At 64.2% G+C, this 26291-nt stretch carries 23 protein-coding genes; 3 read left to right on the top strand and 20 right to left on the bottom strand.

The window, feature by feature from the left end:
• Positions 1-176: 176 nt before the first annotated feature.
• The gene (locus tag BM118_RS06240; RefSeq protein ID WP_092183188.1) at positions 177-3365 is read left to right on the top strand and encodes an efflux RND transporter permease subunit; all 3189 of its coding nucleotides are present in this window, start codon (positions 177-179) and stop codon (positions 3363-3365) included.
• On the opposite strand, the gene BM118_RS06245 is transcribed toward BM118_RS06240, so the two are convergent.
• The 17 genes from BM118_RS06245 to BM118_RS06325 all read right to left on the bottom strand — a co-directional run bounded on the left by BM118_RS06245 (position 3362) and on the right by BM118_RS06325 (position 19434).
• Entirely contained in the window at positions 3362-4090 is a 729-nt protein-coding gene (locus tag BM118_RS06245; protein WP_092183190.1) for a sulfite exporter TauE/SafE family protein, read from the bottom strand. The genes BM118_RS06240 and BM118_RS06245 overlap by 4 nt on opposite strands.
• A gap of 14 nt (positions 4091-4104) precedes the next feature.
• The gene (locus BM118_RS06250) at positions 4105-4338 is read right to left on the bottom strand and encodes a hypothetical protein (protein ID WP_092183192.1); all 234 of its coding nucleotides are present in this window, start codon (positions 4336-4338) and stop codon (positions 4105-4107) included.
• Positions 4277-4534, bottom strand: a complete 258-nt coding sequence (locus BM118_RS41230) for a hypothetical protein (RefSeq protein WP_177234054.1) — start codon at positions 4532-4534, stop codon at positions 4277-4279. Before BM118_RS41230 ends, BM118_RS06250 begins: the two co-directional genes overlap by 62 nt.
• A gap of 229 nt (positions 4535-4763) precedes the next feature.
• Positions 4764-5882 carry a helix-turn-helix transcriptional regulator gene (locus tag BM118_RS06260; RefSeq protein WP_092183194.1) on the bottom strand — a complete coding sequence of 373 codons (1119 nt, stop codon included), beginning with the start codon at positions 5880-5882 and terminating at the stop codon, positions 4764-4766.
• A 110-nt stretch (positions 5883-5992) separates the two neighbouring features.
• On the bottom strand, positions 5993-7111 hold the full coding sequence (locus BM118_RS06265; RefSeq protein WP_092183196.1) for a helix-turn-helix transcriptional regulator: 1119 nt from the start codon (positions 7109-7111) through the stop codon (positions 5993-5995).
• 144 nt (positions 7112-7255) lie between these two features.
• Positions 7256-9985, bottom strand: a complete 2730-nt coding sequence (locus tag BM118_RS06270) for an autotransporter family protein (RefSeq protein WP_143099427.1) — start codon at positions 9983-9985, stop codon at positions 7256-7258.
• Between the two features lie 95 nt (positions 9986-10080).
• Positions 10081-10329 (bottom strand): DUF6894 family protein, encoded by a 249-nt coding sequence (locus BM118_RS06275; RefSeq protein ID WP_092183200.1) that lies wholly within the window; start codon positions 10327-10329, stop codon positions 10081-10083.
• Between the two features lie 45 nt (positions 10330-10374).
• Positions 10375-10890: a DUF3455 domain-containing protein gene (locus BM118_RS06280; protein WP_244550064.1), complete on the bottom strand. Its 516-nt coding sequence runs from the start codon at positions 10888-10890 to the stop codon at positions 10375-10377.
• Positions 10891-10968: 78 nt separating this feature from the next.
• Positions 10969-11943 (bottom strand): helix-turn-helix transcriptional regulator, encoded by a 975-nt coding sequence (locus tag BM118_RS06285; RefSeq protein ID WP_092183204.1) that lies wholly within the window; start codon positions 11941-11943, stop codon positions 10969-10971.
• 229 nt (positions 11944-12172) lie between these two features.
• On the bottom strand, positions 12173-13330 hold the full coding sequence (locus BM118_RS06290; RefSeq protein WP_092183206.1) for a helix-turn-helix transcriptional regulator: 1158 nt from the start codon (positions 13328-13330) through the stop codon (positions 12173-12175).
• A 296-nt stretch (positions 13331-13626) separates the two neighbouring features.
• Positions 13627-14124, bottom strand: a complete 498-nt coding sequence (locus tag BM118_RS06295; RefSeq protein WP_092183208.1) for a hypothetical protein — start codon at positions 14122-14124, stop codon at positions 13627-13629.
• Between the two features lie 102 nt (positions 14125-14226).
• On the bottom strand, positions 14227-14673 hold the full coding sequence (locus tag BM118_RS06300; protein WP_092183210.1) for a MaoC family dehydratase: 447 nt from the start codon (positions 14671-14673) through the stop codon (positions 14227-14229).
• A 388-nt stretch (positions 14674-15061) separates the two neighbouring features.
• Positions 15062-15484 carry a hypothetical protein gene (locus BM118_RS06305; protein WP_092183212.1) on the bottom strand — a complete coding sequence of 141 codons (423 nt, stop codon included), beginning with the start codon at positions 15482-15484 and terminating at the stop codon, positions 15062-15064.
• A gap of 12 nt (positions 15485-15496) precedes the next feature.
• The gene (locus tag BM118_RS06310) at positions 15497-15718 is read right to left on the bottom strand and encodes a hypothetical protein (protein WP_027543198.1); all 222 of its coding nucleotides are present in this window, start codon (positions 15716-15718) and stop codon (positions 15497-15499) included.
• A gap of 110 nt (positions 15719-15828) precedes the next feature.
• Positions 15829-16641 carry a lytic murein transglycosylase gene (locus BM118_RS06315; RefSeq protein WP_027543199.1) on the bottom strand — a complete coding sequence of 271 codons (813 nt, stop codon included), beginning with the start codon at positions 16639-16641 and terminating at the stop codon, positions 15829-15831.
• Positions 16642-16777: 136 nt separating this feature from the next.
• The gene (locus BM118_RS06320) at positions 16778-17581 is read right to left on the bottom strand and encodes a shikimate dehydrogenase family protein (RefSeq protein ID WP_092183214.1); all 804 of its coding nucleotides are present in this window, start codon (positions 17579-17581) and stop codon (positions 16778-16780) included.
• 5 nt (positions 17582-17586) lie between these two features.
• Positions 17587-19434 carry a flavin-containing monooxygenase gene (locus BM118_RS06325; RefSeq protein ID WP_092183216.1) on the bottom strand — a complete coding sequence of 616 codons (1848 nt, stop codon included), beginning with the start codon at positions 19432-19434 and terminating at the stop codon, positions 17587-17589.
• A gap of 175 nt (positions 19435-19609) precedes the next feature.
• On the opposite strand from BM118_RS06325, the gene BM118_RS06330 reads away from it, so the two are divergent.
• Together BM118_RS06330 and BM118_RS06335 are read left to right on the top strand one after the other, a co-directional pair.
• Positions 19610-21235: a long-chain fatty acid--CoA ligase gene (locus BM118_RS06330; RefSeq protein WP_092184299.1), complete on the top strand. Its 1626-nt coding sequence runs from the start codon at positions 19610-19612 to the stop codon at positions 21233-21235.
• 55 nt (positions 21236-21290) lie between these two features.
• Complete coding sequence (locus BM118_RS06335; protein ID WP_092183218.1) at positions 21291-22502, top strand: acyl-CoA dehydrogenase family protein; 1212 nt, start codon at positions 21291-21293, stop codon at positions 22500-22502.
• Between the two features lie 669 nt (positions 22503-23171).
• On the opposite strand, the gene BM118_RS06340 is transcribed toward BM118_RS06335, so the two are convergent.
• From BM118_RS06340 to BM118_RS06350, 3 genes are read right to left on the bottom strand one after another with little or no spacing between them, the layout of a single operon-like run.
• Positions 23172-24038: an efflux RND transporter periplasmic adaptor subunit gene (locus tag BM118_RS06340; protein ID WP_092183220.1), complete on the bottom strand. Its 867-nt coding sequence runs from the start codon at positions 24036-24038 to the stop codon at positions 23172-23174.
• Complete coding sequence (locus BM118_RS06345; protein ID WP_092183222.1) at positions 24035-24241, bottom strand: DUF1656 domain-containing protein; 207 nt, start codon at positions 24239-24241, stop codon at positions 24035-24037. The genes BM118_RS06340 and BM118_RS06345 overlap by 4 nt, the downstream gene beginning before the upstream one ends.
• Positions 24238-26289 carry an FUSC family protein gene (locus BM118_RS06350; RefSeq protein ID WP_092183224.1) on the bottom strand — a complete coding sequence of 684 codons (2052 nt, stop codon included), beginning with the start codon at positions 26287-26289 and terminating at the stop codon, positions 24238-24240. The genes BM118_RS06345 and BM118_RS06350 overlap by 4 nt, the downstream gene beginning before the upstream one ends.
• Positions 26290-26291 lie beyond the last annotated feature (2 nt).

Here is a 26291-nt window from a genome sequence, read left to right on the forward strand (position 1 = left end):
GTCACGTCATTCCGGGGCGCGACGAAGTCGCGAACTACGGTGCGCAATTGCGCACCTGAGACTCTCGAGACTACGAAACTCCGACCATCTCACTCCGGGTTCGCGGGCTTCGCCCGCGCCCCGGAACGACGACGGAGTTGTCGGAGAACCGCAGGATATTGCCCAGGGGCAAAGCCATGAATCTCTCAAAGTTCTTCATCGATCGTCCGATTTTTGCCGGCGTGCTGTCGGTCCTGATCTTCCTTGCCGGCCTGATCTCGCTGTTCGCGATGCCGATCTCGGAATACCCGGACGTGGTGCCGCCCTCCGTCCTCGTGCGCGCGACCTATCCCGGTGCCAATCCCAAGGTGATCGCGGAGACGGTGGCGACCCCGATCGAGGAACAGATCAACGGCGTCGAGGGCATGCTGTACATGTCGAGCCAGGCCACCACCGATGGCGCCATGACGCTGACGGTGACGTTCCGCCTCGGCACCGACCCCGACAAGGCGACGCAGCTGGTGCAGAACCGGGTGCAGCAGGCCGAGCCGCGCCTGCCGGCCGTGGTGCGCCAGCTCGGCATCATCACCAAGAAGTCGTCGCCCGACCTCACCATGGTCGTGCATCTCCTGTCGCCCAACGGCCGCTACGACATGACGTATTTGCGCAACTACGCGGTGCTCAACGTCAAGGACCGGCTGGCGCGGATCGACGGCGTCGGTGACGTCCAGCTCTATGGCGCCGGCGACTATTCGATGCGGGTCTGGGTCGACCCGCAGAAGGCGGCGGAACACGGGCTGACCGCGAGCGATATCGTCAAATCCATCCAGGCGCAGAACGTCGAAGCCGCCGCCGGCGTGGTCGGCTCCTCCCCGAACGTGAAGGGCATCGACCTCCAGCTCTCCGTCAACGCGGAAGGGCGGCTCGCGAACGAGGAGCAGTTCGGCGACATCGTCGTCAAGACCGGCGCCCGCGGCGAAGTGGTGCGCTTGCGCGACGTCGCGCGCATCGAGCTCGGCGCGTCCGAATACGGACTGCGCTCGCTGCTCGACAACAAGCAGGCGGTGGCGATCCCGATCTTCCAGGCGCCGGGCTCCAATGCGCTCCAGATTTCCGACCACGTCCGCGCCACCATGGCCGAGATCAAGAAGAACATGCCGGAGGGCGTGTCCTACCAGATCGTCTACGACCCCACCCAGTTCGTGCGCTCCTCGATCGAGGCGGTGATCCACACGCTGCTGGAGGCGATCGCGCTGGTGGTGCTGGTCGTGATCCTGTTCCTCCAGACCTGGCGGGCCTCGATCATCCCGCTGCTCGCGGTGCCCGTGTCGATCGTCGGCACCTTTGCCGTGATGCACATGTTCGGCTTCTCCATCAACGCGCTCAGCCTGTTCGGCCTGGTGCTCGCGATCGGCATCGTCGTCGACGACGCCATCGTCGTGGTCGAGAACGTCGAGCGCAACATCGAGGCCGGGCTGTCGCCGCGCGATGCCACCTATCAGGCGATGCGCGAGGTTTCGGGTCCGATCATCGCGATCGCGATGGTGCTGATCGCGGTGTTCGTGCCGCTCGCCTTCATCTCGGGCCTCACCGGGCAGTTCTACAAGCAGTTCGCGCTGACGATCGCGATCTCGACCGTGATCTCCGCCGTCAACTCGCTGACCTTGTCGCCGGCGTTGTCGGCGCTGCTGCTCAAGGGCCACAACGAGCCGAAGGATCGGCTGACGATCATCATGGAAAAGAGCCTTGGCTGGTTCTTCCGTGGCTTCAACCGCGCCTTCACGCGTTCGTCTGAGAATTACAGCGGCACCGTCACCAAGGTGATCTCCGGCAAGGCTGCGGTGATGGGCCTTTACGTGGTGCTGGTCGGCCTCACCGCCCTCCTGTTCCAGCAGGTGCCGAGCGGCTTCGTCCCCGGTCAGGACAAGCAATATCTCGTCGGCTTCTCGCGGCTGCCTGACGGTGCAACGCTCGACCGCACCGAAGAGGTGATCCGCAAGATGAGCGACGTCGCGCTGACCCAGCCCGGTGTCGAGAGTTCGGTCGCCTTCCCGGGCCTGTCGATCTCCGGCTTTACCAACTCCTCCAATGCCGGCATCGTGTTCTCGACGCTGAAGCCGTTCGACGAGCGCAAGGGTCCGGCCCTGAGCGGCAATGCCATCGCGGCCGATCTCAACAAGAAATACGCCGGCATCCAGGAAGCCTTCATCGCCATGTTCCCGCCGCCGCCGGTCAACGGTCTCGGCACCATCGGCGGCTTCAAGCTCCAGATCGAGGACCGCGCCGGTCTCGGCTACGAGGCACTGAACGAGGCGACGAAAGCGTTCATGGCGGCGATGCAGAAGGCGCCGGAGATCGCCGGCGTATTCTCGAGCTTCCAGGTCAACGTACCCCAGCTCTTCGCCGACATCGACCGCACCAAGGCGCTTCAGCTCGGCGTGCCCGTGACGGAGGTGTTCAACACGCTCCAGATTTACCTCGGCTCCTACTACGTCAACGACTTCAACAAGTTTGGCCGCACCTACTCCGTCTACGTCCAGGCCGATGCGCCGTTCCGTGCCCGCGCCGACGACATCCGGCAGCTGAAGGTGCGTTCGTCCTCGGGCGACATGGTGCCGTTGTCGGCGCTGCTCAAGATCCGCCAGAGCGCGGGTCCGGAGCGCGCGATCCGCTATAACGGCTTCCTGTCGTCCGACATCAACGCGGCGGCCGCGCCCGGCTTCTCCTCCGGCCAGGCGCAGGAGGCAGCGACGCGGATCGCGGCGGAGACGCTACCGCCAGGCTTTGCCTTCGAATGGACCGACCTGACCTATCAGGAGTTCATCGCCGGCAATTCCGGACTCTGGGTGTTCCCGCTGGCGATCCTGCTGGTATTCCTGGTACTGGCCGCGCTCTACGAGAGCCTGACCCTGCCGCTCTCGATCATCATGATCGTGCCGATGGGTCTGCTGGCGGCGATGTTCGGGGTCTGGATCTCGAAGGGCGACAACAACGTCTTCACCCAGATCGGACTCATCGTTCTGGTCGGACTCTCGGCCAAGAACGCGATCCTGATCGTCGAATTCGCGCGCGAGCTCGAATTCGCCGGGCGTACGCCGATCCGGGCCGCGATCGAGGCGAGCCGGCTGCGGCTACGTCCGATCCTGATGACGTCGATGGCGTTCATCATGGGCGTCTTGCCGCTGGTACTCTCGACCGGCGCAGGCTCCGAGATGCGGCGCGCCATGGGCGTTGCCGTGTTCTCCGGCATGATCGGCGTCACCGTGTTCGGCCTGTTCCTGACGCCGGTGTTCTACGTGTTGCTCCGGACCGTCACCGGCATGAAGCCGCTGACGCATCACGGCAGCGACACCAGCGCGGCGCCGGTCCAGGGGCTCACGCGCTAGATCAGGGAAATCCCCGATATCAGCAGCAGAACGAGCACGGTCTTGCGAAAGACCGTCTCGTTGACGCGGTGAAAGGCGATCACGCCGAGCGCGGAACCGGCGAACAGCGCCGGCAGGCTGACCGCGAGGTCGACGAAGACCTTTGACGACAGGTCCTGATGTCCGACCAGTAGCGCGATGGCAAAGAGCTGCATCGCGGCGATGAACGGCTGCACCAGGCCCCGCTGCTCGCTCTTGGGCATGCCGCGCATGTCGCACCAGATCGTCGGGATCGCACCGGGCATGGCGGTCAGGCCGCCGACCAGCCCTCCCCCGAACCCGATCAGCGCCACCCAGTGCCGGCCGACGGCCTCGCCGGCTGTCACCAGCGTCGGCCGCAGCAGCATGTAGGCGGCATAGAGCGCGACGATGATGCCGAAGCCCCGCCTGAGCAGATGCGTATCGGTGGACTGCAACAGCGACACCGCGATGGGAACGCCGATCAATCCGCCGACGATCAGCAGCAGACTGCCCTCCCAGCGGATGCTGCGCCGAAGCGCCCACAGGTTGGTCGCCTGCACGCCGATGCTGCACGCCATCATCAGCGGCACCGCCTCCAGCGGCTGAAACACCCGGAGCAGAATGGCGCCCGCTACGGCCGAAAATGCGAATCCCGAGAGCCCCGAAACGAAGGCGCCGGCGAATACGGCAACGCTGAGCAGGATCAGAGTCGTGACATCGGGCACGGACCGTCCTCCGGTCAATCGTAGGGGATTTGCGAGGCGGCAGCGTCGACATTCTCGGAGCAAACCTGCGGTTCGCGTGGAAACGACACATCCATCGCGCGCGCGTGAGAACGTTCCAGCATCGCGAGGCCGACCAGTTGGAGCGTGACGAGCGCCGCGGTCACGGCGATCGCGACGATGTTGACGTTACGCACGTTCGAATGTGGGGTGGCCGGCCGCGCGCTCGCACGCATCAGATCGGTGGGCATTTCCTGAAATATCCTCTTCGTTGCTGACCGGAATGATTTCATTCAAAAGCGATGTGTCGCGCGGCTGCGCCAGCAGATGGCGATAGCGCTGCAACGCGCGCTGCGCGTCGATAGTGCGCTGCTCACGGAACGCCGCGCCTACGCGCGCGACGATGTCGCGGAATCTGCGAGCCAGAACCGGTGACGTCGTTCGCATGACAATCCCCTCTCGACCTTCCACCAGAGATTGACTGGATTCACTTCCGCTTGCTGTGAGTTGCTTCACAAAATACGAACGCGTCGAACAAGAGGTCGTGTGACATCTCCTAGAAGGGATCGCGGCAAACCGCGTCATTCGATCGAATGACCCGCGATAACTTTCTAATGAGGTCTCTGTTTGAACCTATTGCCGCCTGTAGCGACTCGTCCCGCGCCTCGAATGCGCGTCAGTGCACGAGCGGATTGGAAAATCCCGCCGCGAGCTTGACGAGATCCGCCTGGCGCGAAACGCCGGTCTTGGCGAAGACGCGGTGCAGATGCGTCTTCACCGTCGTCTCCGCGATACCGAGCGCGATCGCCGTCTCCGGCACGCCGCCGACCTCGACGATCGACTGCAGCACCCTCAGCTCCGCAGGAGTGAGGTCGAACGTACGGTCGATGAGGCCGGCGCATGAGCGGCTGTCGAGCTCCGCTCTCCAGACGAACAAGGCCCCGACGGCCGACGTGCGCTCCGTCGCTCCATCGCGCAGCAGCGACGGCAGCGCGATGACATTCGCGATATAGTAGGAACCGCCATGGGATATCAGCGAGATTTTTCGACCGGCCGCCGCAGCTACGGCAACCTCGCCTGAGTCGCGGAAGATGTCGCGCAGGGCCAGATTGGCCTCGGGGGATCGCGCCACGAGCCGGCCCGAGACCGACCGCAGGACGTCGGCCTCGGCCAGAAGCGCCTCCGCGGCAGGATTGCTGTGGACGATGTTGCAGGTGGCATCGAGCAGGATGACGCCGGCACTGAGCCGGTCCACGACATCGGCGAGCGCGATGGCCCGCTGCTGCTTTCGCTCGATCGCCTTGTTGATCAGCAGCGCCCGGCTGGTGTGTGCGACGAGGGACTGCATGCGTGCCCGCTTCTCCGCATCGAGCATGTCCCTGCCCGGGATCACGGTCAGCAGCATTGGACACGGCGACTGCGACTGCTCCAGCACCACGTTCGCGACGTCGGCACAGCCCTGTGGCCGCAGCCATTCCTGATAGAAGCGGCCGCGGCGGTATTCCTCGAAGTCCACGAGATCCGGGATGTTGCGTACCTCGCCATAACGGGGAAGCCTGGCGAGCGGATCATACTGCGCGTAGGTCTCGGCATAGAGCTGGATGTAGTGCGGATCGACCCCGCAATAAAAATGCGTCGCGCCGGATTTGCTGACGGGATCCTTCGAGATCAGGCCGCAGGCCCGGCTGCCGATGAACGCATTAACTTTGACGATCACCTCACTCCACAACTCAGGGTGGAGACCGGCGTCATAGATGCTCTCGATCAACTCGCAATGTTTTGGAGGTCTGGGCATCGGAAGAGCCAGTGGTCAAGCATGGAGACTGCGAAATGTTCTTCGTGCCCGGCGGCCTCTGTGTGTCTTTCACGGAAGCAAAAGGTTCAACTCCGGCCGTGATTTGCTGATCAATTGACGAGCGGATTGGCGAATCCCGCCGCGAGCTTGACGAGGTCGGCTTGCCGGGACACGCCCGTCTTGGCGAAGACGCGGTGCAGATGTGTCTTCGCGGTTGTTTCCGCGATCCCCAGCGCTGCCGCCGTCTCCGGCACGCCGCCGACCTCGACGATCGACAGGAACACACGGAGTTCGGCCGGCGTCAGATCGAAGGTCCGCGCGATCAAGTCGCCATAGGACTTTCCCTGCAGCGACACCGCGCGCAGCAGCAGCGCGCCGACGGCATCGCCGACGCGTTCGCTGCCATTGCGCAGCACGGACGACAGCGGCAGAATGTGCGCGACGTAGCGCTCGCCGTGGGGCGAAAGCAACGGAATCGCACGCGCACTTGCGGCGTGCAGGGCAACTCCGCCGCCGGTTGCAAATGCGTCGCGCAGCCTCTGATTGGCTTCATTGCTGCTGGTTACGAGCCGCCCGGCAACGGACCGGACGACGTCGTCGGCCGCGAGCAAGGCGTGGCCGGCGGAATTGGCATGCACCACCCGGCAACTGGCATCGAGCAGGAAGATGCCGGACGCCAGATTGTCCAGGACATCGGCCAGCGCCGTCGCCAGGGTCAGCTTCGAATCGATGGCGCGATTGATCAGGAGCGCGCGGCTGGCGTGCGGGACGATGAACGAGAGACGGTGCTTCATCGCGGGATCGACCATGCGCCGGCCCGACAACACCGTCATCATCACCGGGCAGCTCGCATTCGACGTGTCGAGCACGACGTTGGCCGCATCGCTGCACCCCTGTGGCCGCATCCATTCCTGATGGAAGCGCCCGCGGCGATACTCATCGAAATCGACGAGGTCCGGAATGCTGACAATCCGGCCGTGCGGCGGCAGCACCGTCAGCGGATCGAACTTCGAGTGGGTCTCGGAATAGAGCTGGATGTAATGCGGGTCCGCCCCACAATAGTAATGCGTGACGCCGAATTTGCTGATGGAATCCTTGGAGAACAGCCCGCAGGCCTGACCGCCGACGAAATCGCGGATGCCGGTGACGACGTCGTTCCACAACGAGGGATCAAGCCCGGCGTCGTAGATGGACTCGACCAGGTCGGGCAGCTTTCGAGGTCCGTGCATCGCTTTAAATGGCCTGAGTGAGCAATATCACCAAGCGTAGCACAACCACGACACGCGGCATCCTCCGATCGGAGGACGCGCCGGCCGGGCGGATGGAGCCCGGCCGGCGGGCGTCGCGTTCAAGCCGCCGGGGCTAATGCCGGCTCAGAACGCGACACGAACGCCGCCCTTCGCCGTGCCGGTGCGGCTCTGGTCGGACATCATCATGCCCTCGACCGCGCCGAACACGGACACGTTCTTCGTCGTGCGGTAATCGAAACCGATGCCGGCGACAGCACCGACGGTGCTGCGGCTGCCCGGCGTGACAAACGACAGGTTCTGTCCGAGCAGCACGGTGTTGATGGTGGTGTCGCCCACACGCTGGAGCGCGATGACGCCGCCGTGGATGTTGGCCTTGAGCTCACCGCCGGCGAGGCTCGTGATCCGGGACAGATCGACCTCGCCCCGCTCCTCAAAGTCCTGCAGCGTGCGGCCACCGACTGACAGCCCCTGCGCCGAGCCGGTCTCGCTATAGCCGTCGAACCGGCCAGCGACGTAGCGTAGGCGCGCCGTCGGCGTCAGCACATGGCCGTTGCCGACCTCGAGCTTGGTGCCGTAGGCGACCTCGGGGCTGACATACCAGCCGCTGTAGTTGGCCGTCGCCGTCTCCATGCCGCCGACCGCGGCGTTGTTCGACACCAGCCGGCGCGATCTGTTGTCGGTATTGCCGCCCTGGATCGTGAAGTCGAAGAACTGCGCGGCCCATTCGAACCGGCTGTAGGCGCCCGCAAACACGTAGTTGGTATCGACCGACTGCGAGTTGAGAGCGACCGAGAGGCCGCCCTGCCCGCCGCCGAGGAAGGCACCGACCAGCCAGTTCGGCTGTACCTTGCGGTCGATGCCGATCGCGCCGCCCCAGGCTGTCGAGGTCGCGCGCAACGTCGAGGCCGTCTCGTCCTGGATGCGCTGGCCGCCAAAGGAGTTGGCCCAGATCGTGATCGGCGCCGGATCGGTCCATAGGCTGCGTGGTGCCTTGGCGAAGGGGCCGGCCTGCGCGGTCTCGGGTGCGTAAGCCATCGCCATCATGTTGCTGCCGGCCGTGCCAGTGCCACCGTTCAGGCGCCCCTGCACCAGCGAGGAGACGCCGCTGGTAAAATCCATCAGCGTGCGGTCGGTCTGCGCAAGCGCGGTCGGATCGAGCGTCGCGAGAGTCGTGCCGGCGGCGACCGAAGGACCGTTGAAGGCGCCTCCCGACGTGATTGTATTGATGGTGCCCTCGAAATTTCTGAAGGTCGGCAGACTGATCGTCGTCAACGACGACACCCTGCTGCTCGGCGCGAGGTTGACGTTGACGACGTCGGCCCCGAAGCCGAAATCGACGACGCCGTTGATCTTCGAGCCTGGCAGCAGCGTCAGCGTATCGGCCTTGCTGGAGAGCTGGATCGCCGTGCCGCTGGTGCCGGTGATCGTGCCGGAATTCGTGATATTCGATCCGTCGCTCGAAGAGATGCCGATCCTGGCGAGGATGGTGCCGGAATTGTTGACGTTGGCCTGGGTCGTCAGGATTCCGATGCCGTTCGTGGTCGAGGCCTGAAGCAGGCCGGTGTTGGTTACGTTGGCCACGTTGGCGTTGACGGCTGTCTCCCTCCCGGTAATGGTGCCCGAATTGTTGACGTTGCCAAAGATCGCGTTGATGCCACGGTCGCCTCCCGTGAGAGTTCCGGCATTATCGAGATTGATCCTGATACCGCTCAAGCCGAAACCATTCGCCGAGATCTGTCCCGTATTCGTCACGTTCACCGTCTCAGCAAAGATCGCGACCGATCCGCCCGAGATGGCGCCGCTGTTGATCACGTTTGCCGTCTTGTTTGCGTGGATGCCAAACTCGGTCGCGGTGATCGTGCCGCTGTTGCGGACGGTTGCATCTCCGGTATTCGCGACGATGGCGTCGCCATTGCTGCCATCTGCGGTCATGGTGCCCGCATTGTCGACGTTGGCAGACGTGTTGGCGAACACGCCAAACGCGTGACCGGCGATGTTGCCTGCGTTTGCCACTGTCGCCAGACCGGAGGCCTGGATGGCACCTCCGCTTGCCGCGATCTGCGAGATGACACCGGAACCATTGTTGGTGATGTTGAGGATACCGCCGGTGATGCCGCTCGCATCTCCCGAGATCGTTCCGCTGTTCGAGGTCAGGTTCACCGTGTCGCCATTGATCCCGACGGTATCGGGCCCGACGCCGGAGATCGTACCGGAATTGGTCACGGTGACGTTCCTGACCTCGATCCCGCTCCCGCGTCCGCCGGCCTCACTCTTGATCGTGCCGGCATTGTCGATGATCCCGGAGCTCCCCGTGATGCCGTGGAAACCCACGATCGTGGCACCGGCAAGATTGGAGACGGTCACATCGCTCCCCGACGCGATCCCGGCCGAAGTAGCTCCCTCGATCGTGCCGGCATTGATGAACACGCCGCCGTCGCGGCTCTTGATGCCAAACGAAAAACCGTGAACGTTGGCGCCAGCCTCGATCTTGTAAGTATTGTTGTCGTCATCAAACGTACCATAGCCGGTACGGCCGCCCTGCTGCGTGTCGACGTCGCCCGAACAGACAATCGTCGCGTTGCTGACAGGCGCCACCGGCGTGCAAGCGGCGACGGCCCGCTCGGCCATGAACAACGGCATAGAAAGCACGGCCGGCACCAAAAGGCGCGTCGACCGCCGCGCCAGACGCCATCGTGCAATACCGCTCAGAGTCTTCACATTCATTTTAGTTCCTCGGTCGCCGCCGTCTCGCCCCACCGGCGTCAGGCACGTTGTCGCCAGCCTCCTCCGATCGGAGGAGGCTGGCTCACGCGAATTGGATTCGCGGAACGCCAAGGTAGAAAGGATCGTCACGACCGACTTGGACGGCAGCGACCGAGTTTCGGCTCAGAACGAACCGCACCGTTTCGTGGAGCACTGATGCAGAGTTGCGACACTGCGTAAACGCACTACACCTGATCCCAGCCCGCCCTCTCCGCGCTCTCGGCCCAGACCGCGGCGCGATAGATCTCGCGCCCCCTATTGTCCCTGACGCGGATCCAGGCGTCGCAATCGCGAAGGTCGTCGCGCCAGACGAAGAGGTGCCGCGCCATCTCGTCGGCCACCACGATCGTCGCCTTGGCATGTTCGAACACCATGCCGCCCGGGTCGATCTTCACGATATTGCCCACCAGGAGGTCAAAGAAGAAACGGTGCATTCAACACTCCGGCCGCCGTTGCCACACGCAACACTGTGTCATGGTCTACTCCGCGCGCCAGAACACGTAGTCGGCCGAATACGGCACGCTGCGATAGGTGCCCGCCTGGGTGCAGGGCCCTCTCACGACGCCACCTTGCGTGTTGATGCGCTGGACGTGGGTCACGCCGTAGAGCAGGCCATTGCCGGTCTGGGTGACGGCACGGAACTTCAGCCAGGGAAGATCGTCCTCCGTGCGGCCCGCGGCGCGCGCCACGAACCCGGCTTTGACCGAGCTGCCGTCCTTGTGCTCCCACACCAGCGTGCGCGTGTCGACCGCTTCCCAATGCAGGGCGGCGTAGTGGTGCCCCACCGAATTGTCGCCGTCCATGAGCGTGGCGGCGGGCTCGCGCGCCTGCCAGACGAGCCGGTTCGCGGCGTCGAGCTGGCACTCGTAGATCTGCGCGCCCTCGGCGTGGAGCGTGGCGCCGGGAATCTCGTCGGGCATTCCCGCCAGCGCGGACGATCCGTGCAGCACGCTTGCGAGAACGAGACTGCGGTGCAGCGCACTTCTCATGGTCATGACTTTTCGATCAAGGATCATGTCAAATCCCTTTTGCCTCCTTGAAATGGCAGTTGGCTGAAATTCAGTTGGGGCCCGTTACAGCGCCTCGCCGCTCCTGACGTTGCTTGGCGTCGCGCCATAGGCCCGACGGAAGCAACGGTTGAAATAGGAGAGATCGCCGAAGCCGACGTCGTAGGCGATCGAACTCACCGGCCGCTCCGCGAAATCCGGCTCGCGCAGCATGCGATGGGCACGCTTGAGGCGTTGCTCGGTCAGGAAGGACGAAAAGGTCTTGCCGTCGGCCTCGAACAATCGCTGGAGATAGCGCGGGGTCACGCCGAGCTCATGCGCCACCGTTGCCACCGAAATATCCTGCTGCCAGCAATTGTTGACGATGAGGAATTTCGCCTTCTGGAGTCGCGCCGCCTTGATACCGCGCCGTCCGGTCGATTCCCGGGCGTGATCGGTGGCACCGAGAACGAGCGCCAGGAGATCATGCAGATGCGCGACGCCGAGCTGCCGCATCGCCGGTACCGCCAACGCCTTTTCGTGCAACAGCGCCATCGCGTAGTCGACGAGCAGCCGAAGCCCGGTGGTGCGCTCCGGGAAGACGCGCATCACCGCATCGTCGACATCCACGATCATCGGGGCCAGCACGCGTCTCGGCACGCGCAGCGAGAAGCCACTTCCCAGCGAGAGCCGCTCGAAGGTCGTGACGTCCTCCGCGCTGGTCAGGACCGCCTCTCCTGCCTGAAGCCTCAAATCGTGTCCGCGCTCGGATATGCCGAGAACGCCGGACCTGTTCACGATCAGGGCGAGACTGTCGTCGCCATCTGCAACCAGCTGCTTCGTGCGAATGACCCGCGCCCCGCACAGTCCCCCGATCAGCAACTGGGCTTCCGGCAAGACGTGGGACGTGAAGCTCGCCGCGGCCGGCTTTCCTTCCCTTGCCTCGACCTCCGCCTTCAGCACGCCGCGACAGTAGAATTCGCGCAGGAGCGGCACGCGCTCGTCTTCGGGAATGTGGTCCGTTGAAACATTGAAAATGGAAAATTCATCCTTGCCGCTCACTGCAATCTCTCCAACCAACGAGCAGGCTCGGCCACGCGCTGTTGTCTCCCGCACCCGCGCTCGGTGCCGGCGCGCATTGTTCCGTGGCGCACGCTGCCCTCCTCATTTCAAGTGACGCCATATACGAAAGTATCAAATGACACGCGTCATACGTTCGGAGGACTCGCGCACCTTGCTCATCACAATGGATTGAGATTGCGCGTTCGCGCGCTTCGCGATGTGAATTGGATCACACGGCGTCGTCGACGCCGCCCGTTCGCTGAGCAAACGGAACGGCAAATCCGGCGGCGATCTTGACGAGGTCGGCCTGCCTGCCGGCGCCGGTCTTTTCGAACAGCCGGCCGAGATGCGTCTTCACCGTCGTCTCGGCAATACCGAGCTTGGCCGCAATGTCGGGAACCCCGCCGATCTCGACGATCGCCATCAGCACGCGCAATTCGGACGGCGTCAGCCTGAACGCCGCCGCGATCGCATCGGGCACGAGCGAAGACACCATCGTAGCCCTTTGAACGAACAGCACGCTGGCAGCGACATCACGCGGCAGATGGCGTTCCCGCCTCAGCGAAAAGGCGTGGAGCAGATAATGATCTCCGTCGGACGATGTCACGAGCTCGATCTGACGGCGACTGGTTGAATGAATTTCTGCATCCGCGGAAATTTCGAACAGGCCGCGGAATATTTTGTCGACCTGGGTGTTTCGGGCGACGATTCTGTCGCCGACCATGGCGAGGAGATTGGCGTCGGCGAAGAGCTGACGGCACGCCGCGTTGGCATGGACGACTCTCCCCTCCGCGTCGAGCAGGCAAATCGCCGTGCTCAGTCCGTCCAGGACATCGGCAAGATCGTCCACGGTATGCGAGCGCGCCCTGATCTGGCGACCCATGACTCGCGACCGCTGGATGTGAGGCGCGAGCAGGTGCATACGCTCACGCATCGCATCGTCGACGATCCCGCGGGACCGATGACGCAACACCTGCAGGATCGTGGTGCGCGCATCCGATCTCTCGAGCATGGCGGTCGCGAGATCTATCGCTCCCTGCGGCTCCACCCACTCTCGGTAGAAACTGGTCGCCACGAAGTCGGAATGGGGCATGATGTCGGTCACGCCGACCGTCTGGCCCGCGGCGAGATCGAGATGGCGATCGAGCAATGGATCAAGTTCTACATATCTGTCGCGATAAAGCTGGCGGAACCGGATATCCGTGCCAAAATGCTCGTGGATCTCGATTGAAAGCCCGGCTGTATCCCTGGACAGGATGGTGGCGGCACATCCGCCGACGAAATTCGAGACCTGCTCCAATGCGGCGCTACGCAGCGCGGGATTGGCCGCTGCATCGTAGATCTCGCCGACGAGCGACGAGAACCGGTTTGCCTGGAGGATCGTCATCGGATGGACGACGGGATCTGCGTGTTACCCCGGTGGCGATGGGGGCGAGCGCGTCGGGAACTGAAGGAGGCAGGCCGGCCGATCGCCGCCTTGGACGGGAAAAAAATGCGACAGCGCAATGCTGGAATATCGAACATCGTCCTTGCGTAACGTCAACCGCAGGATGCGGCTTGGACGTTTTCGCCAAAGACTAGGATTAATGCGAACAGCGGTCGGACAGTGTGCGATGAGTCACGGGCCCGCTCGTGACGATCGGCTGCTGCCGCCTGACCGCCTTGCGGACCGGCTTCCGCGGCTTACTTCCGGTTCTCCTCGCAGAATTTCAGTGCGGCGAGCGCCTCGCCGGCGCGCGGGACCTGCATCTCGATGCTGTCGTCGTCATCGTCCTCGAAATCGAGCGTGAGGCGCTTGGCCTTCGAGAGGCGATCCATGATCGACTGGTCGAATTCGAAGATGCCGCGCACCGTGGTCTTGTCCATCACCTCCCACTTCGCCTTCTTCATGATGTCGGCGTCATCGGTGGCGACGTCGGCCCGGAGGATCTCGCCGACCTTGTCCCACTCCCAGCCGTCGTAGATCATCACGATCACGATGGCCTTCTCGGAATAGGTGATGACGATGACGTAGTCGCGGTTCTCGTCCTCCTTGTCCTTGTAGCCGCGGCTCGCATTGCAATGCGTATCCTGCGTACGCTTCTCGATGGTCCAGTCGCCGACCTTGGATTGTTGCGCCAGCGCGGGCCCGGCGCTCCAGGCGCCTGCGAGCATTCCGGCGACGAGAAGGAATCGTCTCATGTCAGCCTCCGGCGTATTCCCCGGAGCCGAGATGACCACCTCTGCCGGCGGCCCGCAAGGGCTTCAGGCCGCGGGCAAGGCCAGTGGCAGGCGGCTTCTATCCTACCCCCGCCGCGGCACGATCGCGATCGGGGTGAAGGTGTAAACCTCCTCGCCGTTCTGGTTGAACATCGTCCATTTCACCAGCGCAATACCCTGCGGCTTCGACTTCGACGGCGTCAGGCTCATGACCTCGCCGACCAGATGCAGGCGGTCATTGGGCCGCACCGGAATGGTCCAGCGCAGCCCGTCGACGCCTGCGCCGATCAGCGGATGCGGGCCGAAAGGGCGGGTCTGGATCGCAAGGTTCATGGCAATCGCGGCGGTGTGCCATCCCGACGCGGCGAGCCCGTTGAACAGGGTCCCCTTGGCGGCTTCGTGATCGAGGTGCATCGGCTGCGGATCGAACTCGGCCGCGAAGCGCTTGATGTCGGCCTCGGTGACCTGAACTTCGGGGGATTTGAACCGCATTCCGATGCTGAGATCGTCGAACCACTCGACCTGCGCCATGATTTTGCCTCGCCATTCCAGACCGCCCGCGAAGAAGCGCGGCCAAAACAAATTGAGCTAAAAGCGCGATGTAGCGGGTCCGCGGCGCACAAACCAGCCCGGGGTTCCCCATGAAACCCCTTTCCCGGTGCGACGAAACACGCCTGAAACAGATGGCCGGTTATCTAGTTGTCAAAATCATACAGGGACGGCGACCATGCAATTCCTTCTCAATCTGATCCTGGACTATTCCTGCTGCCAAAGTCTCGTCGCCCAGCCGCTGAGGGAGGATGAGCTATGATCGAGCTGATCTCCGCCATCCTCGCTCTTTGCAGCATCGGCGTCTTTGCGGCGCATGCGCTGGATGCCTATCGCACCACGCATTCCTGAGCGCCCTGCGCTCGTGGCGTTAGAACGGACGCCGGTAAAAATGCTCCGAATGCGTTGCCGGCGGAAACCTGTTGGCGAGCGCCAACGCGGACTTTTCGTCCGTCTCGAGCGCAATCTTCTGCGCGAGCATCACGTCGCCGGGCACCAGGAAGCCTGACGGGACGAAGCACCACCCCATCATTGCCAAACCGGCATCGTCGATTTCGTGGACGTTGGCGGCCGTGCCGTAGTGGATGCGATACCTCTTGCCGGTATCGCAGCCGATCACGTCGAAATACCGGTACTGCTCGAACTGGGCGCGCTGCGCCGGCGACAGCCACTCGGCCAGAAGCCGGCGGCCGCGCGCATCCGGCGTATTCTCGCCGAAGAAGCGACGGTAGAGTTCGCGCAGCGCATGCAAGCGCGCACGCGCCGGCGCGCGGAACCTGAGTGCCGCGAACATGAGCAGCTCAGATCAACCGCCGACCAGGCGGGGATAGAACAGCGTTTCCTGCGCGGTCGGGTCGAACGACTTGATACGAGTCACTTCGCCGGGCCCGGTTCGGAAGGCGGCGGTAAAGCCGGCTCCGGTCAGCTCCCGAAAGCGCTGTTCGGCCCGCGCCAGCGCTTCGGCATTGTCGGGATCAAACTCGTGACGTGTGTCGCCAGTCTGGTCCATCACGATCTGGGTTGCCATGTTGAGTCTCCTCATGCCCAGCCCTGAATCTGATCAAAGCAAACCTCATGCCGTCGGTTCCTGATAGCAACAACTTTCTCACGCGGGCGCATCACGCCTTGCTGAGCTGGTCAGCGCGAGGCGGCCGTCCCCCCTTCGTCGATCTGCCGTCCCATCAGCGCGATTGCCTTCTGATAGACGCCGGCCGCATTCCAGGCCTCGATCGCGGCGAAATTCGGCTCACCCGGCTGGTAACCGGCTCCCGCACGCCAGCCATGGGCCTTGAGGAAATTCGCGGTCGAGTTCAACGCATTGGCGGCAACCTCGAGATTGCCGGTGCCATAGGCCAGGATGTTCTTGGGCATGAACTGGGTCTGGCCGACCTCGCCATGCATGGAGCCGCGGGTCGCTCCCGACAGGGTGCCGCGGTCGATCAGCTTCAGCGCCGCATAGAGCTGGTCGGTGAAGAACTCAGGGCGGCGGCAGTCATAGGCAAGGGTTGCGATTGACGACAGCATGTTCTGGTTGCCGCGCTGGCTGCCGAAGCCAGTCTCCATGCCCCAGATCGCGATCAGCGGCCCGGGCGGGACGCCATAGCGCTGCTGGATCGAGGCGAACAAGGCCGCCTGCGACTGCTTGAGCTGCCGCCCCTTGGCGACGATGGTGGTGGCACCGCGCTTGGCGAGGAACTGATCGAGCGAGAGCGAGAAGCTGCGCTGGCCGCGGTCGGCCGCGATAGTCGCGCTGGCGTAGTTCGTCTGCATCAGGGCGGAGATCGCGGTCTGGCCGATGCCCTTGCCCTGCGCCTCCGCGCTGAACTCGCGCTTCCAGCCTTCGAACCCAGCCGGCGTGCTGCCGCATTGCGCCGCCTCGGCCACGGGCAGAGAGAGAAGCAGCGCGGCCGCGCCGATCACCGCCGTCGCGACCGTCCTGCCCTTGATCATTGCTCGTTCCTCTCCTCAGAGCGCGACCGGCTCGCGCAAGCGCATGATCCTACGTCGGTTGCGATCGCTCAAGCCCCGACAGGTACAATCGATCCAAGCAAAGCTCTTGACACCGGCAAGTCTCGACGCCCGCAAGTCACGCGCCGTCGGCTCCGAGCAGGAAATCCACCATGATGCTCTGGTGCTGCTGGTACATCTCCGTACCGGTCCCCGTGACACAGCCGATCTTGCGGGCGGCGGCGATGAAGGGGGAGACTTCGGGCCTGGTGATGACGCAGCCGCAATAGGCGGACGGCGCAAGGCGCGCGACGTCGACCGGCAGCGGGTCGCCGTCCTTCATCCCGGCGGGCGTCGCATTGGCGACGAAGTCGAAGCCGGCAGGGTCGATGGTGCCGACCCGCACGGGTGTCTTGCCGAGCCCATTGAGCCGATCGATCAGCTCGTCGCGTCGCCCGGCCATGCTGTCGTGAATGGCGAGCTCGCTCACACCAGCCTCGACCAGCGCGAGCGCGATGGCCGATCCGGCGCCGCCGGCGCCGACCAGAAGGGCCCGCATGCCGCCGGGATCGATCCCCTTTGCCCGCGCCGCGCCGACGAAGCCGATTCCGTCCACCATATCGCCATGCCATGAGCCGTCGGCGCGCCGGCGCATCAGGTTCACGGTGCGCAGGAAGTGAGCCCGATCGGTCGCGCTCGTGCAGGCCTGGTAGCAGGCAAATTTGTGCGGGATGGTCACGACGATGCCGTCGAGGTTTTTCAGCCGCGTTGCCACCGAGAGGAAGTCGGGCAAATCCCCCGGGTCGACCTGAACGGGCACGAGAATGCCGTCGTGTCCCCGTGCGGCGAAGGCGGCTGACACGCCCGCGGGCGAGCGCACCTGCGCGATGGGGTCGCCGACGATGAGGTGGAGCCGCGTGGCGCCCGTTGGTGCCGGGATCATGCCGCTCAAACCGCGCCCGCCGCCGCGGCCGTGCCGTAGGTCAGCTCCAATCCATCCAGGCTGCCCTCCTTGCGCCATTTGTCGAGCAGCCGCAGGAACGCCACCGGCCCGCGCCAGTACTGGCTGTTTCTTGCCGCAATCGGGTCGAACACGCCTTCATTGTTGTAGTAGCCGGGCGTGCATTCGGCGAGATAGGTCTGGCGGCCGAGCGCGGCCTTGACGACCTCGTCGACCCAGGCGCTCTCGGCAGCGAGCGTCGGCTCCAGCGTTCTGGCGCCGCGCTTGCGCGCCTGATCGATGACATAGGCGATGTGCTGCGACTGCTCGTCGATGATGTGCGGGAAGTTGGCGCTCTGGCCGGCCTGCACCGTGACGATCAGGAAGCAGTTCGGGAAGCCGCGGCTATAGAAGCCGTGCATCGTCTTGACGCCGTCGCGCCAGCGCTCGGACAGGCTCATGCCGTCGCGGCCATAGACCTCGAAACCCATGCGGCGGGCATAATCGGTCCCGACCTCGAAGCCGCTGGCATAGATCAGGCAATCGAGCTCATAGGACTTGCCATCGACGATCACGGCATTCTCCGTGATGCGCTCGACGCCCTGCCCTTTGGTGTCGACGAGATGCACGTTGGGGCGATTGAACGTGTCGAGATATTCGTCGTGGAAGCATGGCCGCTTGCAGAACGCTTTGTACCAGGGTTTGAGCGCTGCCGCGGCCGCCTCGTCCTTCACCACGGCATCGACGCGCGCGCGGATCTCCTCCATCTTGCGGTAGTCCGCCTGCTCGATGACCTTCAGCGCCTCCTCCAGCGAGGTCACCGGCTGCGGCTGGCGGCGCGGCGCCAGCAGGATCTCGCCGAGCAGGCCGGTCCAGCCGTCCTGGACCAGATCCTGCTCGAACGGCTCGCCCGAGATCACGGCCGTGAAATTGTCCATGCGCTGGCGTTGCCAGCCGGGCTTGAGGCTCTGCGACCAGCTCTGATCCGTCGGCCGGTCGTCGCGCACGCCGATCGCCGACGGTGTGCGCTGGAAGACATAGAGATCCTTCGCCGAGCGGCCGAGATGCGGCACGCATTGCACGGCGGTGGCGCCGGTGCCGATGATGCCGACGCGCTTGTCGGCAAGGCCGGCCAGACCACCTTCAGCCGTACCGCCGGTGTAGGCGTAGTCCCAGCGGCTGGTGTGAAAGCTGTGTCCGGCAAAACTTTCGATGCCGGGAATGCCCGGCAGCTTCGGCCGGCTCAGCGGGCCACCGGCCAGAATGACGAAGCGCGCGCGGATGCGATCGCCGCGATCGGTCTCGACCAGCCAGCGCGCCTCCTGCTCCTGCCATTCCATCCGCGAGATGACGGTCTGAAACAGCGCGCGCTCGTAGAGACCGAAGTGACGGCCGATACGGCGGGAGTGTTCGTAGATCTCCGGCGCCCGCGCATATTTGCGCACCGGCATGTAGCCGGTCTCCTCGAGCAGCGGCAGATAGATGTAGCTCTCGGTATCGCAGGCCGCGCCGGGGTAGCGATTCCAGTACCAGGTGCCGCCGAAGTCGGCGGCCTTTTCCACGATGCGAAAATCCACGATGCCGGCTTCGCGCAGGCGCGCGCCGCAGAGAAGGCCGCCAAAGCCGCCGCCGACGATGAGCGCTTCGGTCTCTTCGCTGACAGCCTCGCGCGCATATCCCGGATCGGCCCAGGGATCATCGAGATAGCGGCCGAAATCGCCCGATACCTCGACATATTGCGCCTTGCCCTCGGCGCGCAGACGGCGATCGCGCTCGTCGCGATAGCGCGCGCGGAGTGCGGAAACATCGATCGTAGGTGTGCCGGCTGCGCCGGTCTTGTGTCTTTCCGCTGACATCCATTTCCTCCACGGCAGACGCTGCTTCGCCGGCAGCTCACCTCACGTTAGCCCTGAAAAAGTGACGCATGCAATCGCGTCCGCCGTTTTTTGCGTGAACGGCGCGTGACGTTCCGGTAACCTCGCATGCAATCACGAGCACGCCATGCAACGACATGGCCATCCGGAGGAAATGATGCAGGGATTGATGATGGACATGCCGCTGCTGATCAGCGGCCTGATCCAGTACGCCGCCGATTATCATGGTGAGGCGGAAATCGTCGCGCGCGAGATCGAGGGCGACATCCATCGCTACACCTATGCGGATGCTCATCCGCGCATCAAGCGCATGGCGCTGGCCTTGAAGCGTCTCGGCATGACTCCCGGCGACCGTGTCGGCACGCTGGCCTGGAATACCCACCGCCATTTCGAGATGTTCTACGCCGCGCCGGGCATGGGCTATGTGCTGCACACCGTCAATCCGCGGCTATTTCCCGAGCAGCTCGTCTACATCATCAACCACGCCGAAGATCGCTTGCTGTTCATCGACCGCGCCACTCTGCCGATCGTCGAGGCGATCGCGCCGCAATTGAAGACGATCGAGGCTTACGTCGTGATGTCCTCGCGCGAGCGGATGCCGGAGACGAAGCTTGCGAACGTCCATTGCTACGAGGAGCTTCTGGCACGAGAGAACGACGCCGGTTTCACCTGGCCGGAATTCGACGAAAGATCCGCCTCTACCATCTGCTACACCTCGGGGACGACGGGAAATCCCAAGGGCGTGATCTATTCGCACCGCGCCGCGATCCTGCAGACCATGACCTGCTGCAATTTCGACTTCCTCCCAGGACACGTCGAAGGGGTGCGCGAGGTGATGATGCCGATGGCGCCGCTGTTCCACGGCAATGGCTGGAACATGCCGTTCACCGCGCCCTATACCGGTTCGAAGCTGGTGCTGCCCGGCCGCAACTATGAGCCCGACAAGCTGTATGAGTTGCTCGAAGGCGAGAAGGTGACGCTGTCGGCGGGGGTGCCGAGCTTCTGGCTGATCCTGCTCGACTGGCTGGGCCGCACCGGCAACAAATTCTCCACGTTGCGTGCAACGCTGTCGTCAGGCTCGGCCCCGCCGCGCGCCATGGTCGAGAAGCTGAAGCGCGCGTACAACATCGACTACATCCAGGCCTGGGGCATGACCGAGGCCCTCGGCTGCTCGATGCCCGGCTTGCGGCCGGGCTCCGAGCACCTCGGCGACAAGGAGAAATTCGATCGGCGCCAGGTCTCGGGCCGCGCCTGTTTCGGTACCACCTTGCGCATCGTCGACGAAGGCGGCAACGAGCTGCCGCGTGATGGCAAGACCGTCGGTCATCTGCGCGCGCGTGGTCCCTGGGTCGCCTCGGGCTATATGAAGCTCGACGAAGGCCTCGACCGCGACGGCTGGCTGATCACCGGCGACATGGCCGTGATCGACCCGCAGGGCCACGTCACGCTCACCGACCGCTCCAAGGACGTGATCAAGTCCGGCGGCGAGTGGATCTCCTCGATCCAGCTCGAGGACGTCGCCTTGTCTCATCCCGACGTGCTGCAGGCTGCCGTGGTCGCGATTGCGCATGAGAAGTGGCAGGAGCGTCCCCTGCTCCTCGTGGTTCGCAAGAAGGGCGCGACCGTCGACGGCAAGACCCTGCTCGACCACATGCGCCCGAAGATCGCCAACTGGTGGATGCCTGACGCCGTCGAGTTCCTGGACGAATTCCCGATGACCGGCACCGGAAAGGTGCTCAAATCCGCGTTGCGCGAGAAGTTCAGGGACTACCGCGTCGCTTGAGGCGGCACGCGATCACGCTGGCGTCCGCGCCGTCCGTCGATCAAGGAGACGAAAGATGCTGTACCCGATGTCGCCCAAAGTCGTCGAGCTCAAGCGCAAGCTCGAAAGTTTCATGGACCGCCACATCTATCCCAATGAAGAGCGGTTCTATCGCGAGGCCGAAGAGCTCGGGCCCTGGAAGGTCTATCCCGTCGTCGAAGAATTGAAGCCGCTCGCACGCGCGGAAGGCCTCTGGAACCTGTTCCTGCCGCAGTCCAGTCACGGCGCGGGCCTCACCAATCTCGAATATGCCCCGCTCTGCGAAGTGATGGGCCGCTCGCATCTTGCGCCCGAAGTGTTCAACTGCTCGGCGCCGGACACCGGCAACATGGAGGTGATGGAGCGCTACGGCACGAAAGAGGACAAGGAGCGCTGGCTGAAGCCGCTGCTCGCGGGTGAAATCCGCTCCTGCTTCGCCATGACCGAGCCTGCGGTCGCCTCGTCCGATGCGACCAACATCGAGAGCTCGATCGTACGCGACGGCGACCATTACGTCATCAACGGGCGCAAATGGTACACCACCAACGCGACCGATCCGCGCTGCAAGATCTGCATCTTCATGGGCAAGACCGACCCCGACAATCCGGACCGCCACAAGCAGCAATCCATGATCCTGGTGCCGATGGATACGGCCGGCATCGAGGTGAAGCGTCCCCTCCCCGTGTTCGGCTTCTACGGCGTGCCCGACCGCGCCTCCGAGGTCGTCTTCACCAATGTCCGCGTCCCCAAAGAGAACATGCTGCTCGGCGAAGGCCGCGGCTTCGAGATCGCGCAGGGTCGCCTCGGCCCCGGCCGCATCCATCACTGCATGCGCCTGATCGGCCTGTCCGAACGCACGCTGGAAAAGATGTGCCGCCGCGTCCGCAGCCGCGTCGCCTTCGGCAAGCCGGTCTCCGAGCAGACGGTGACGCAGGAGCGCATCGCGGAAGCCCGCATCATGATCGAACAGGCAAGGCTGCTGACGCTGAACGCCGCCTACGCCATGGACACGGTCGGCAACAAGGTCGCCAAGAGCGAGATCGCGATGATCAAGGTCGCCGTACCCAACATGGCCTGCCAGATCATCGACTGGGCGATCCAGGCCCACGGCGGCGGCGGCACCTCGAACGATTTCGGCCTGACGCAGGCCTATGCCACCGCGCGTCTGCTGCGTCTCGCCGACGGCCCGGACGAGGTCCACAGAAATCAGATCGCACGGTTGGAGTTGAGGAAGTATTCGAATGCCTGAGGAGGCGTTGGCCCGTCAGTAAGCATCGAAGCCAACGCATTGGAATCGGAGTCTAATCGAAGCTTGGCGGCTCATCGATGGATACCGGCACATCCTTCTGCTTCGTAGCTGCTTCGAGCATCGCGTTGAAGATTATGATCGGCAGGTAAAACATAAGCATGATCGTATTCCTCCTGCTGTGACAACCTCGGCTTACACGGCCAAGTTCCTCAAATTGACACTCGCCGGCCTCGGAACATTCTCGTGGCTTACTTGACTACCGACGAAACCAAGTCTCAAAGAGTATCAGGAACGCATCGCGTCAATCGCATGAGCGATCAACACCATCGCGCTCGCGGCGATGAGAAACACAAGCAACCAACTCACGTCCGCCTCCAACGCCGGGAGTGAACGCGGTCATCCTTGCACAGTCAAAAACCATCCGACTGGAACCGCTATTCAGCGGCTCGCTGATGCTTCGCAGCAACAAGTGCATCCGCTGTCGGTCCTATCGGCAGAACGCCAAAAGGAGCAACGCGCCAACCACGCATGCCGCGAGGACTAAGAACCAAACGCCCAATGCAACTCCCCCGACTCAACACGCGAGGCAGGATGAGCTTCGCCATTTGGCATTGAAACGCTCGTTGCCGGTTTTTCCCCAACCCAAACGCGACTCCATCTGCGCTCGCGTTAGTCCAATACCTCCACCGTCGCCGAGCGTCCCGCAACCAGCGACATCGCGTCGGGAACAGGATCCAGCGCGATGCGCACCGGCACTCGCTGGGCCAGGCGCACCCAGCTGAAGGTCGGGTTGACGTTGGCGAGCAGGTTGGCGCCGTCGGCGCGGTCCCGGTCCTCGATACCGGCGGCGATGCTCTCCACGTGGCCTGACAGCGTGGCCGTCTCGCCCATCAGGCGGACCCGCACCTTGTCGCCGACGCGGATGCGCGCGAGTTTGGTCTCCTCGAAATAGCCTTCCACATGCAGCGTGTCGGTGTCGACCAGCGCCATCACGCCCTTCCCGGCCGTGACGTAGGCGCCGGGGCGCAGGTCCATGTTGGTGATCACGCCGTTCACGGAGGCACGGACCTCGCTGCGGTCGAGGTTGAGCTGGGCGACGGCACGGTCGGCGACGGCTTGATCGAAGGCCGCCTTGGCCTGAAGCTGGGTGGCCAGCACCTGCTCCTGCTTCTGCTGCGACACCGCATCGGTCGTCAACGCGCTGTAGCGCTTCAAATCGGCATTGGCCTGATCGAGCGTTGCCTGATGACCGGCCACCGACGCATCGGCCTGGCGCAGCGCCAGCGCAAAGCGTTCGCGATCGATCCGGAACAGCACGTCGCCAAGGCGGACTTTCTGGTTGTCCTTGACCAGCACCTCGGTGACGAAGCCGGAGACATCAGGCGCGACCTGGACCACGTCGGCGCGGACGCGGCCGTCGCGGGTCCAGGGCTGCTCCATGTAGTAGGCCCAAAGCTCGCGGCCGACGGCGAGCGCGGCGAGGACGGCGATGACCGTCACTGCGAGGCGAGCGAGCCAGGCGAAATTCCCCTTCATGAAAGATACTCCGAGAGATAGACGACGCCGCCGAGAAGGCAGACGAAGATCGAAAAATCGAACAGCGCGCGATGCCAGACCAGCCGGTAGATGTCGAAGCGCTGCATGAGCCGGCGCAGAATCGCGCTGAGGACGTAAGCGACAATGACCCACAGGAGCAGCGACGGCACGAGCACGCCGTAGATGTCGATCACATATCTCATGCCGCAACACTCTCACCCGCGCGCGGCCGGTAAGCCGGCGCGTCCGGAAACAAGCCACGCCTGATACCGACGAGACCTATCAGGGCGTCTTCGCGCGCGCTGTCATTGGGATCTTTCACCGCCTGGGCCAACGCCCGGTCGACGCTCGTCAGCAGCTCGGCCGGCATTCCGTCGCCCGCGTAGCCGCGGCAGGCAACGGCGAGCCGATCGAGCATGTCGTCGATGACGGCAATGGTGGATGCCGCAAGCCCATAGCGGGCGCGGCGCAGGTCAATGATGTTGATCCCGATCCGAAGCTGGGCGAGGCTGTCGGTGTCGCGGCGATCGCTCTCCGAGAGATAAGCGATGCGCTGCACCAGAAGCCCGAGCCGATGCAGCATGAGGCCCGCGAACTCGGCGCGATCGCGCTTGCCGCGCCGTTCGGCGGCGACCGCGAGCGTCTTCCAGCCCGACAGTACCAGGCGATTGGCGACCCACTCCGCCCCCACCCCGCGTGCGATCCGCGTCACGATCTCGGCAATGAGCACGCCGACGAAGAAGGCGACGGCGGAATTGGCATAGGACGCAAAGTCCGCGCTGTAGGTCGACTGGATCGCCAGCAAGGTTGCAGTGTTGGCCGCGAGCGCCATCCCGGTGCCCGCCGTCGCCGGCCTGCCGATCAGGAAGCCATAGAGCAGGAAGGTCGGCGCCAGCGCGACGATCAGGACCTCGAGATGCGAGATCGCCGGCACCAGCGCGAACAGATAGACCGCGACGACGACGATGGCGACCAGCGACCACAGGCCGAAGCTGCGAATGAAGCGCGCGGGCTCGTCTTGCGCGGCAAAGAATGAACAGGCGACGGCCGCCATCATCGGTGCCGACGCGCCGTCCGGCCAGCCGGTCCCGATCCAGAACGCGCAGCAGATCAGGATGGCCACGGCCGCGCCGGCCGCCGACCACAATGCAAGGCCGCGGTCGCGGTGACGCACGGGCGCGGCACCGGCCTCGGAATGAAAGGCCAGGTCGATGGTTGAAACGTTGCGGCTCTCGGCAATCGCCTCGGTCAGCGCACGGCAATCGCGCGAGAGATCGACCAGCTCGCGCAGCCGCGACAACAGACTGGTGATGATGATCCGCTCCCAGTCGGCGCCGCCGTCGAGCACCGCCTGCTGCTCCGAGATCGCGGCCCGGATCCGCTCGGCCGGCTGTCGCGCGCTGACATCGCGCGCGATCCATTGCGCCAGGTCCTCCAGGAGCCGCTTCAGCTCGGGTTGCCGCCGCAAGACGTCCTCGCCCAGCGCGGCCAGCCGATCCTCGAGCGAGGCGATCACCGGCAGCAGTGTCAGCATGCGCAGCCGGATTTCACTGAGGCCGGTCACGGCATTGCGGTCGGTTAGCCGGTCATAGGCAAGATGGGTGGACATCGTGTCGATCTCGACAATGTCGGTCGCAAGCTTCAGGCGCTTGTCGCGACGGGTTTCGCTTGAGCCCTCCCGCAGCAGCACCACCTCGCTGAGGCGGCGCGCATCCGACAGCCAGTTGTCGACGCGGTGGGCCACGGCCGGTGCGACGCTGCGGGGAAACACGATGGTCGAGACCAGGCTGGCGCAGATGATACCGAGCGAGATTTCCTCTACCCGCGCAACCGCGGTGTCGAAGATGGCGCCGGGCTCGGACACCGAGGGAAATCCGATCAGCGCGACCGTGTATCCGGCCAGCATGAAGACGTAGCTGCGCGGCGTGCCGTCGAGCAGCGAGAGATAGAGGCAGAGCCCGACCCAGAGCGCGATGGCGAGGCAGAGCAGTTCCGGCGCATCGATCAGGTTCGGCACCAGCACCACCGTCATGGTCGCGCCGACCAGCGTGCCCATCACGCGGAAGAACGCCTTCGAGCTGGTCGCGCCCGCCAACGGCTGCGAGGTGATGTAGACGGTTGCCATCGCCCAATAGGGCCGCGGCAGGTCCATTGCGAGTGCGATGACGAGCGCCAGCATTGACGCAGCGAACGTCTTCAAAGCGAAAACGAGGTCCGCATGGCGGACCAGGAACGGCTCATCTGCGCGCATGA

It is taken from the genome of Bradyrhizobium sp. cf659, from assembly GCF_900113725.1.
Taxonomy (GTDB): Bacteria; Pseudomonadota; Alphaproteobacteria; order Rhizobiales; family Xanthobacteraceae; genus Bradyrhizobium.

What these genes read in the sequence shown, in the direction of transcription:
- BM118_RS06320 (WP_092183214.1), bottom strand. Translation starts at nt 17,581, where the DNA reads ATGATCCCGGCACCAACGGGCGCCACGCGGCTCCACCTCATCGTCGGC.
- BM118_RS06265 (WP_092183196.1), bottom strand. Translation starts at nt 7,111, where the DNA reads ATGCACGGACCTCGAAAGCTGCCCGACCTGGTCGAGTCCATCTACGAC.
- BM118_RS06325 (WP_092183216.1), bottom strand. Translation starts at nt 19,434, where the DNA reads ATGTCAGCGGAAAGACACAAGACCGGCGCAGCCGGCACACCTACGATC.
- BM118_RS06335 (WP_092183218.1), top strand. Translation starts at nt 21,291, where the DNA reads ATGCTGTACCCGATGTCGCCCAAAGTCGTCGAGCTCAAGCGCAAGCTC.
- BM118_RS41230 (WP_177234054.1), bottom strand. Translation starts at nt 4,534, where the DNA reads ATGCGAACGACGTCACCGGTTCTGGCTCGCAGATTCCGCGACATCGTC.
- BM118_RS06260 (WP_092183194.1), bottom strand. Translation starts at nt 5,882, where the DNA reads ATGCCCAGACCTCCAAAACATTGCGAGTTGATCGAGAGCATCTATGAC.
- BM118_RS06315 (WP_027543199.1), bottom strand. Translation starts at nt 16,641, where the DNA reads ATGATCAAGGGCAGGACGGTCGCGACGGCGGTGATCGGCGCGGCCGCG.
- BM118_RS06290 (WP_092183206.1), bottom strand. Translation starts at nt 13,330, where the DNA reads ATGACGATCCTCCAGGCAAACCGGTTCTCGTCGCTCGTCGGCGAGATC.
- BM118_RS06280 (WP_244550064.1), bottom strand. Translation starts at nt 10,890, where the DNA reads ATGACCATGAGAAGTGCGCTGCACCGCAGTCTCGTTCTCGCAAGCGTG.
- BM118_RS06305 (WP_092183212.1), bottom strand. Translation starts at nt 15,484, where the DNA reads ATGTTCGCGGCACTCAGGTTCCGCGCGCCGGCGCGTGCGCGCTTGCAT.
- BM118_RS06330 (WP_092184299.1), top strand. Translation starts at nt 19,610, where the DNA reads ATGCAGGGATTGATGATGGACATGCCGCTGCTGATCAGCGGCCTGATC.
- BM118_RS06295 (WP_092183208.1), bottom strand. Translation starts at nt 14,124, where the DNA reads ATGAGACGATTCCTTCTCGTCGCCGGAATGCTCGCAGGCGCCTGGAGC.
- BM118_RS06300 (WP_092183210.1), bottom strand. Translation starts at nt 14,673, where the DNA reads ATGGCGCAGGTCGAGTGGTTCGACGATCTCAGCATCGGAATGCGGTTC.
- BM118_RS06250 (WP_092183192.1), bottom strand. Translation starts at nt 4,338, where the DNA reads ATGCCCACCGATCTGATGCGTGCGAGCGCGCGGCCGGCCACCCCACAT.
- BM118_RS06345 (WP_092183222.1), bottom strand. Translation starts at nt 24,241, where the DNA reads ATGAGATATGTGATCGACATCTACGGCGTGCTCGTGCCGTCGCTGCTC.
- BM118_RS06340 (WP_092183220.1), bottom strand. Translation starts at nt 24,038, where the DNA reads ATGAAGGGGAATTTCGCCTGGCTCGCTCGCCTCGCAGTGACGGTCATC.
- BM118_RS06310 (WP_027543198.1), bottom strand. Translation starts at nt 15,718, where the DNA reads ATGGCAACCCAGATCGTGATGGACCAGACTGGCGACACACGTCACGAG.
- BM118_RS06240 (WP_092183188.1), top strand. Translation starts at nt 177, where the DNA reads ATGAATCTCTCAAAGTTCTTCATCGATCGTCCGATTTTTGCCGGCGTG.
- BM118_RS06350 (WP_092183224.1), bottom strand. Translation starts at nt 26,289, where the DNA reads ATGCGCGCAGATGAGCCGTTCCTGGTCCGCCATGCGGACCTCGTTTTC.
- BM118_RS06275 (WP_092183200.1), bottom strand. Translation starts at nt 10,329, where the DNA reads ATGCACCGTTTCTTCTTTGACCTCCTGGTGGGCAATATCGTGAAGATC.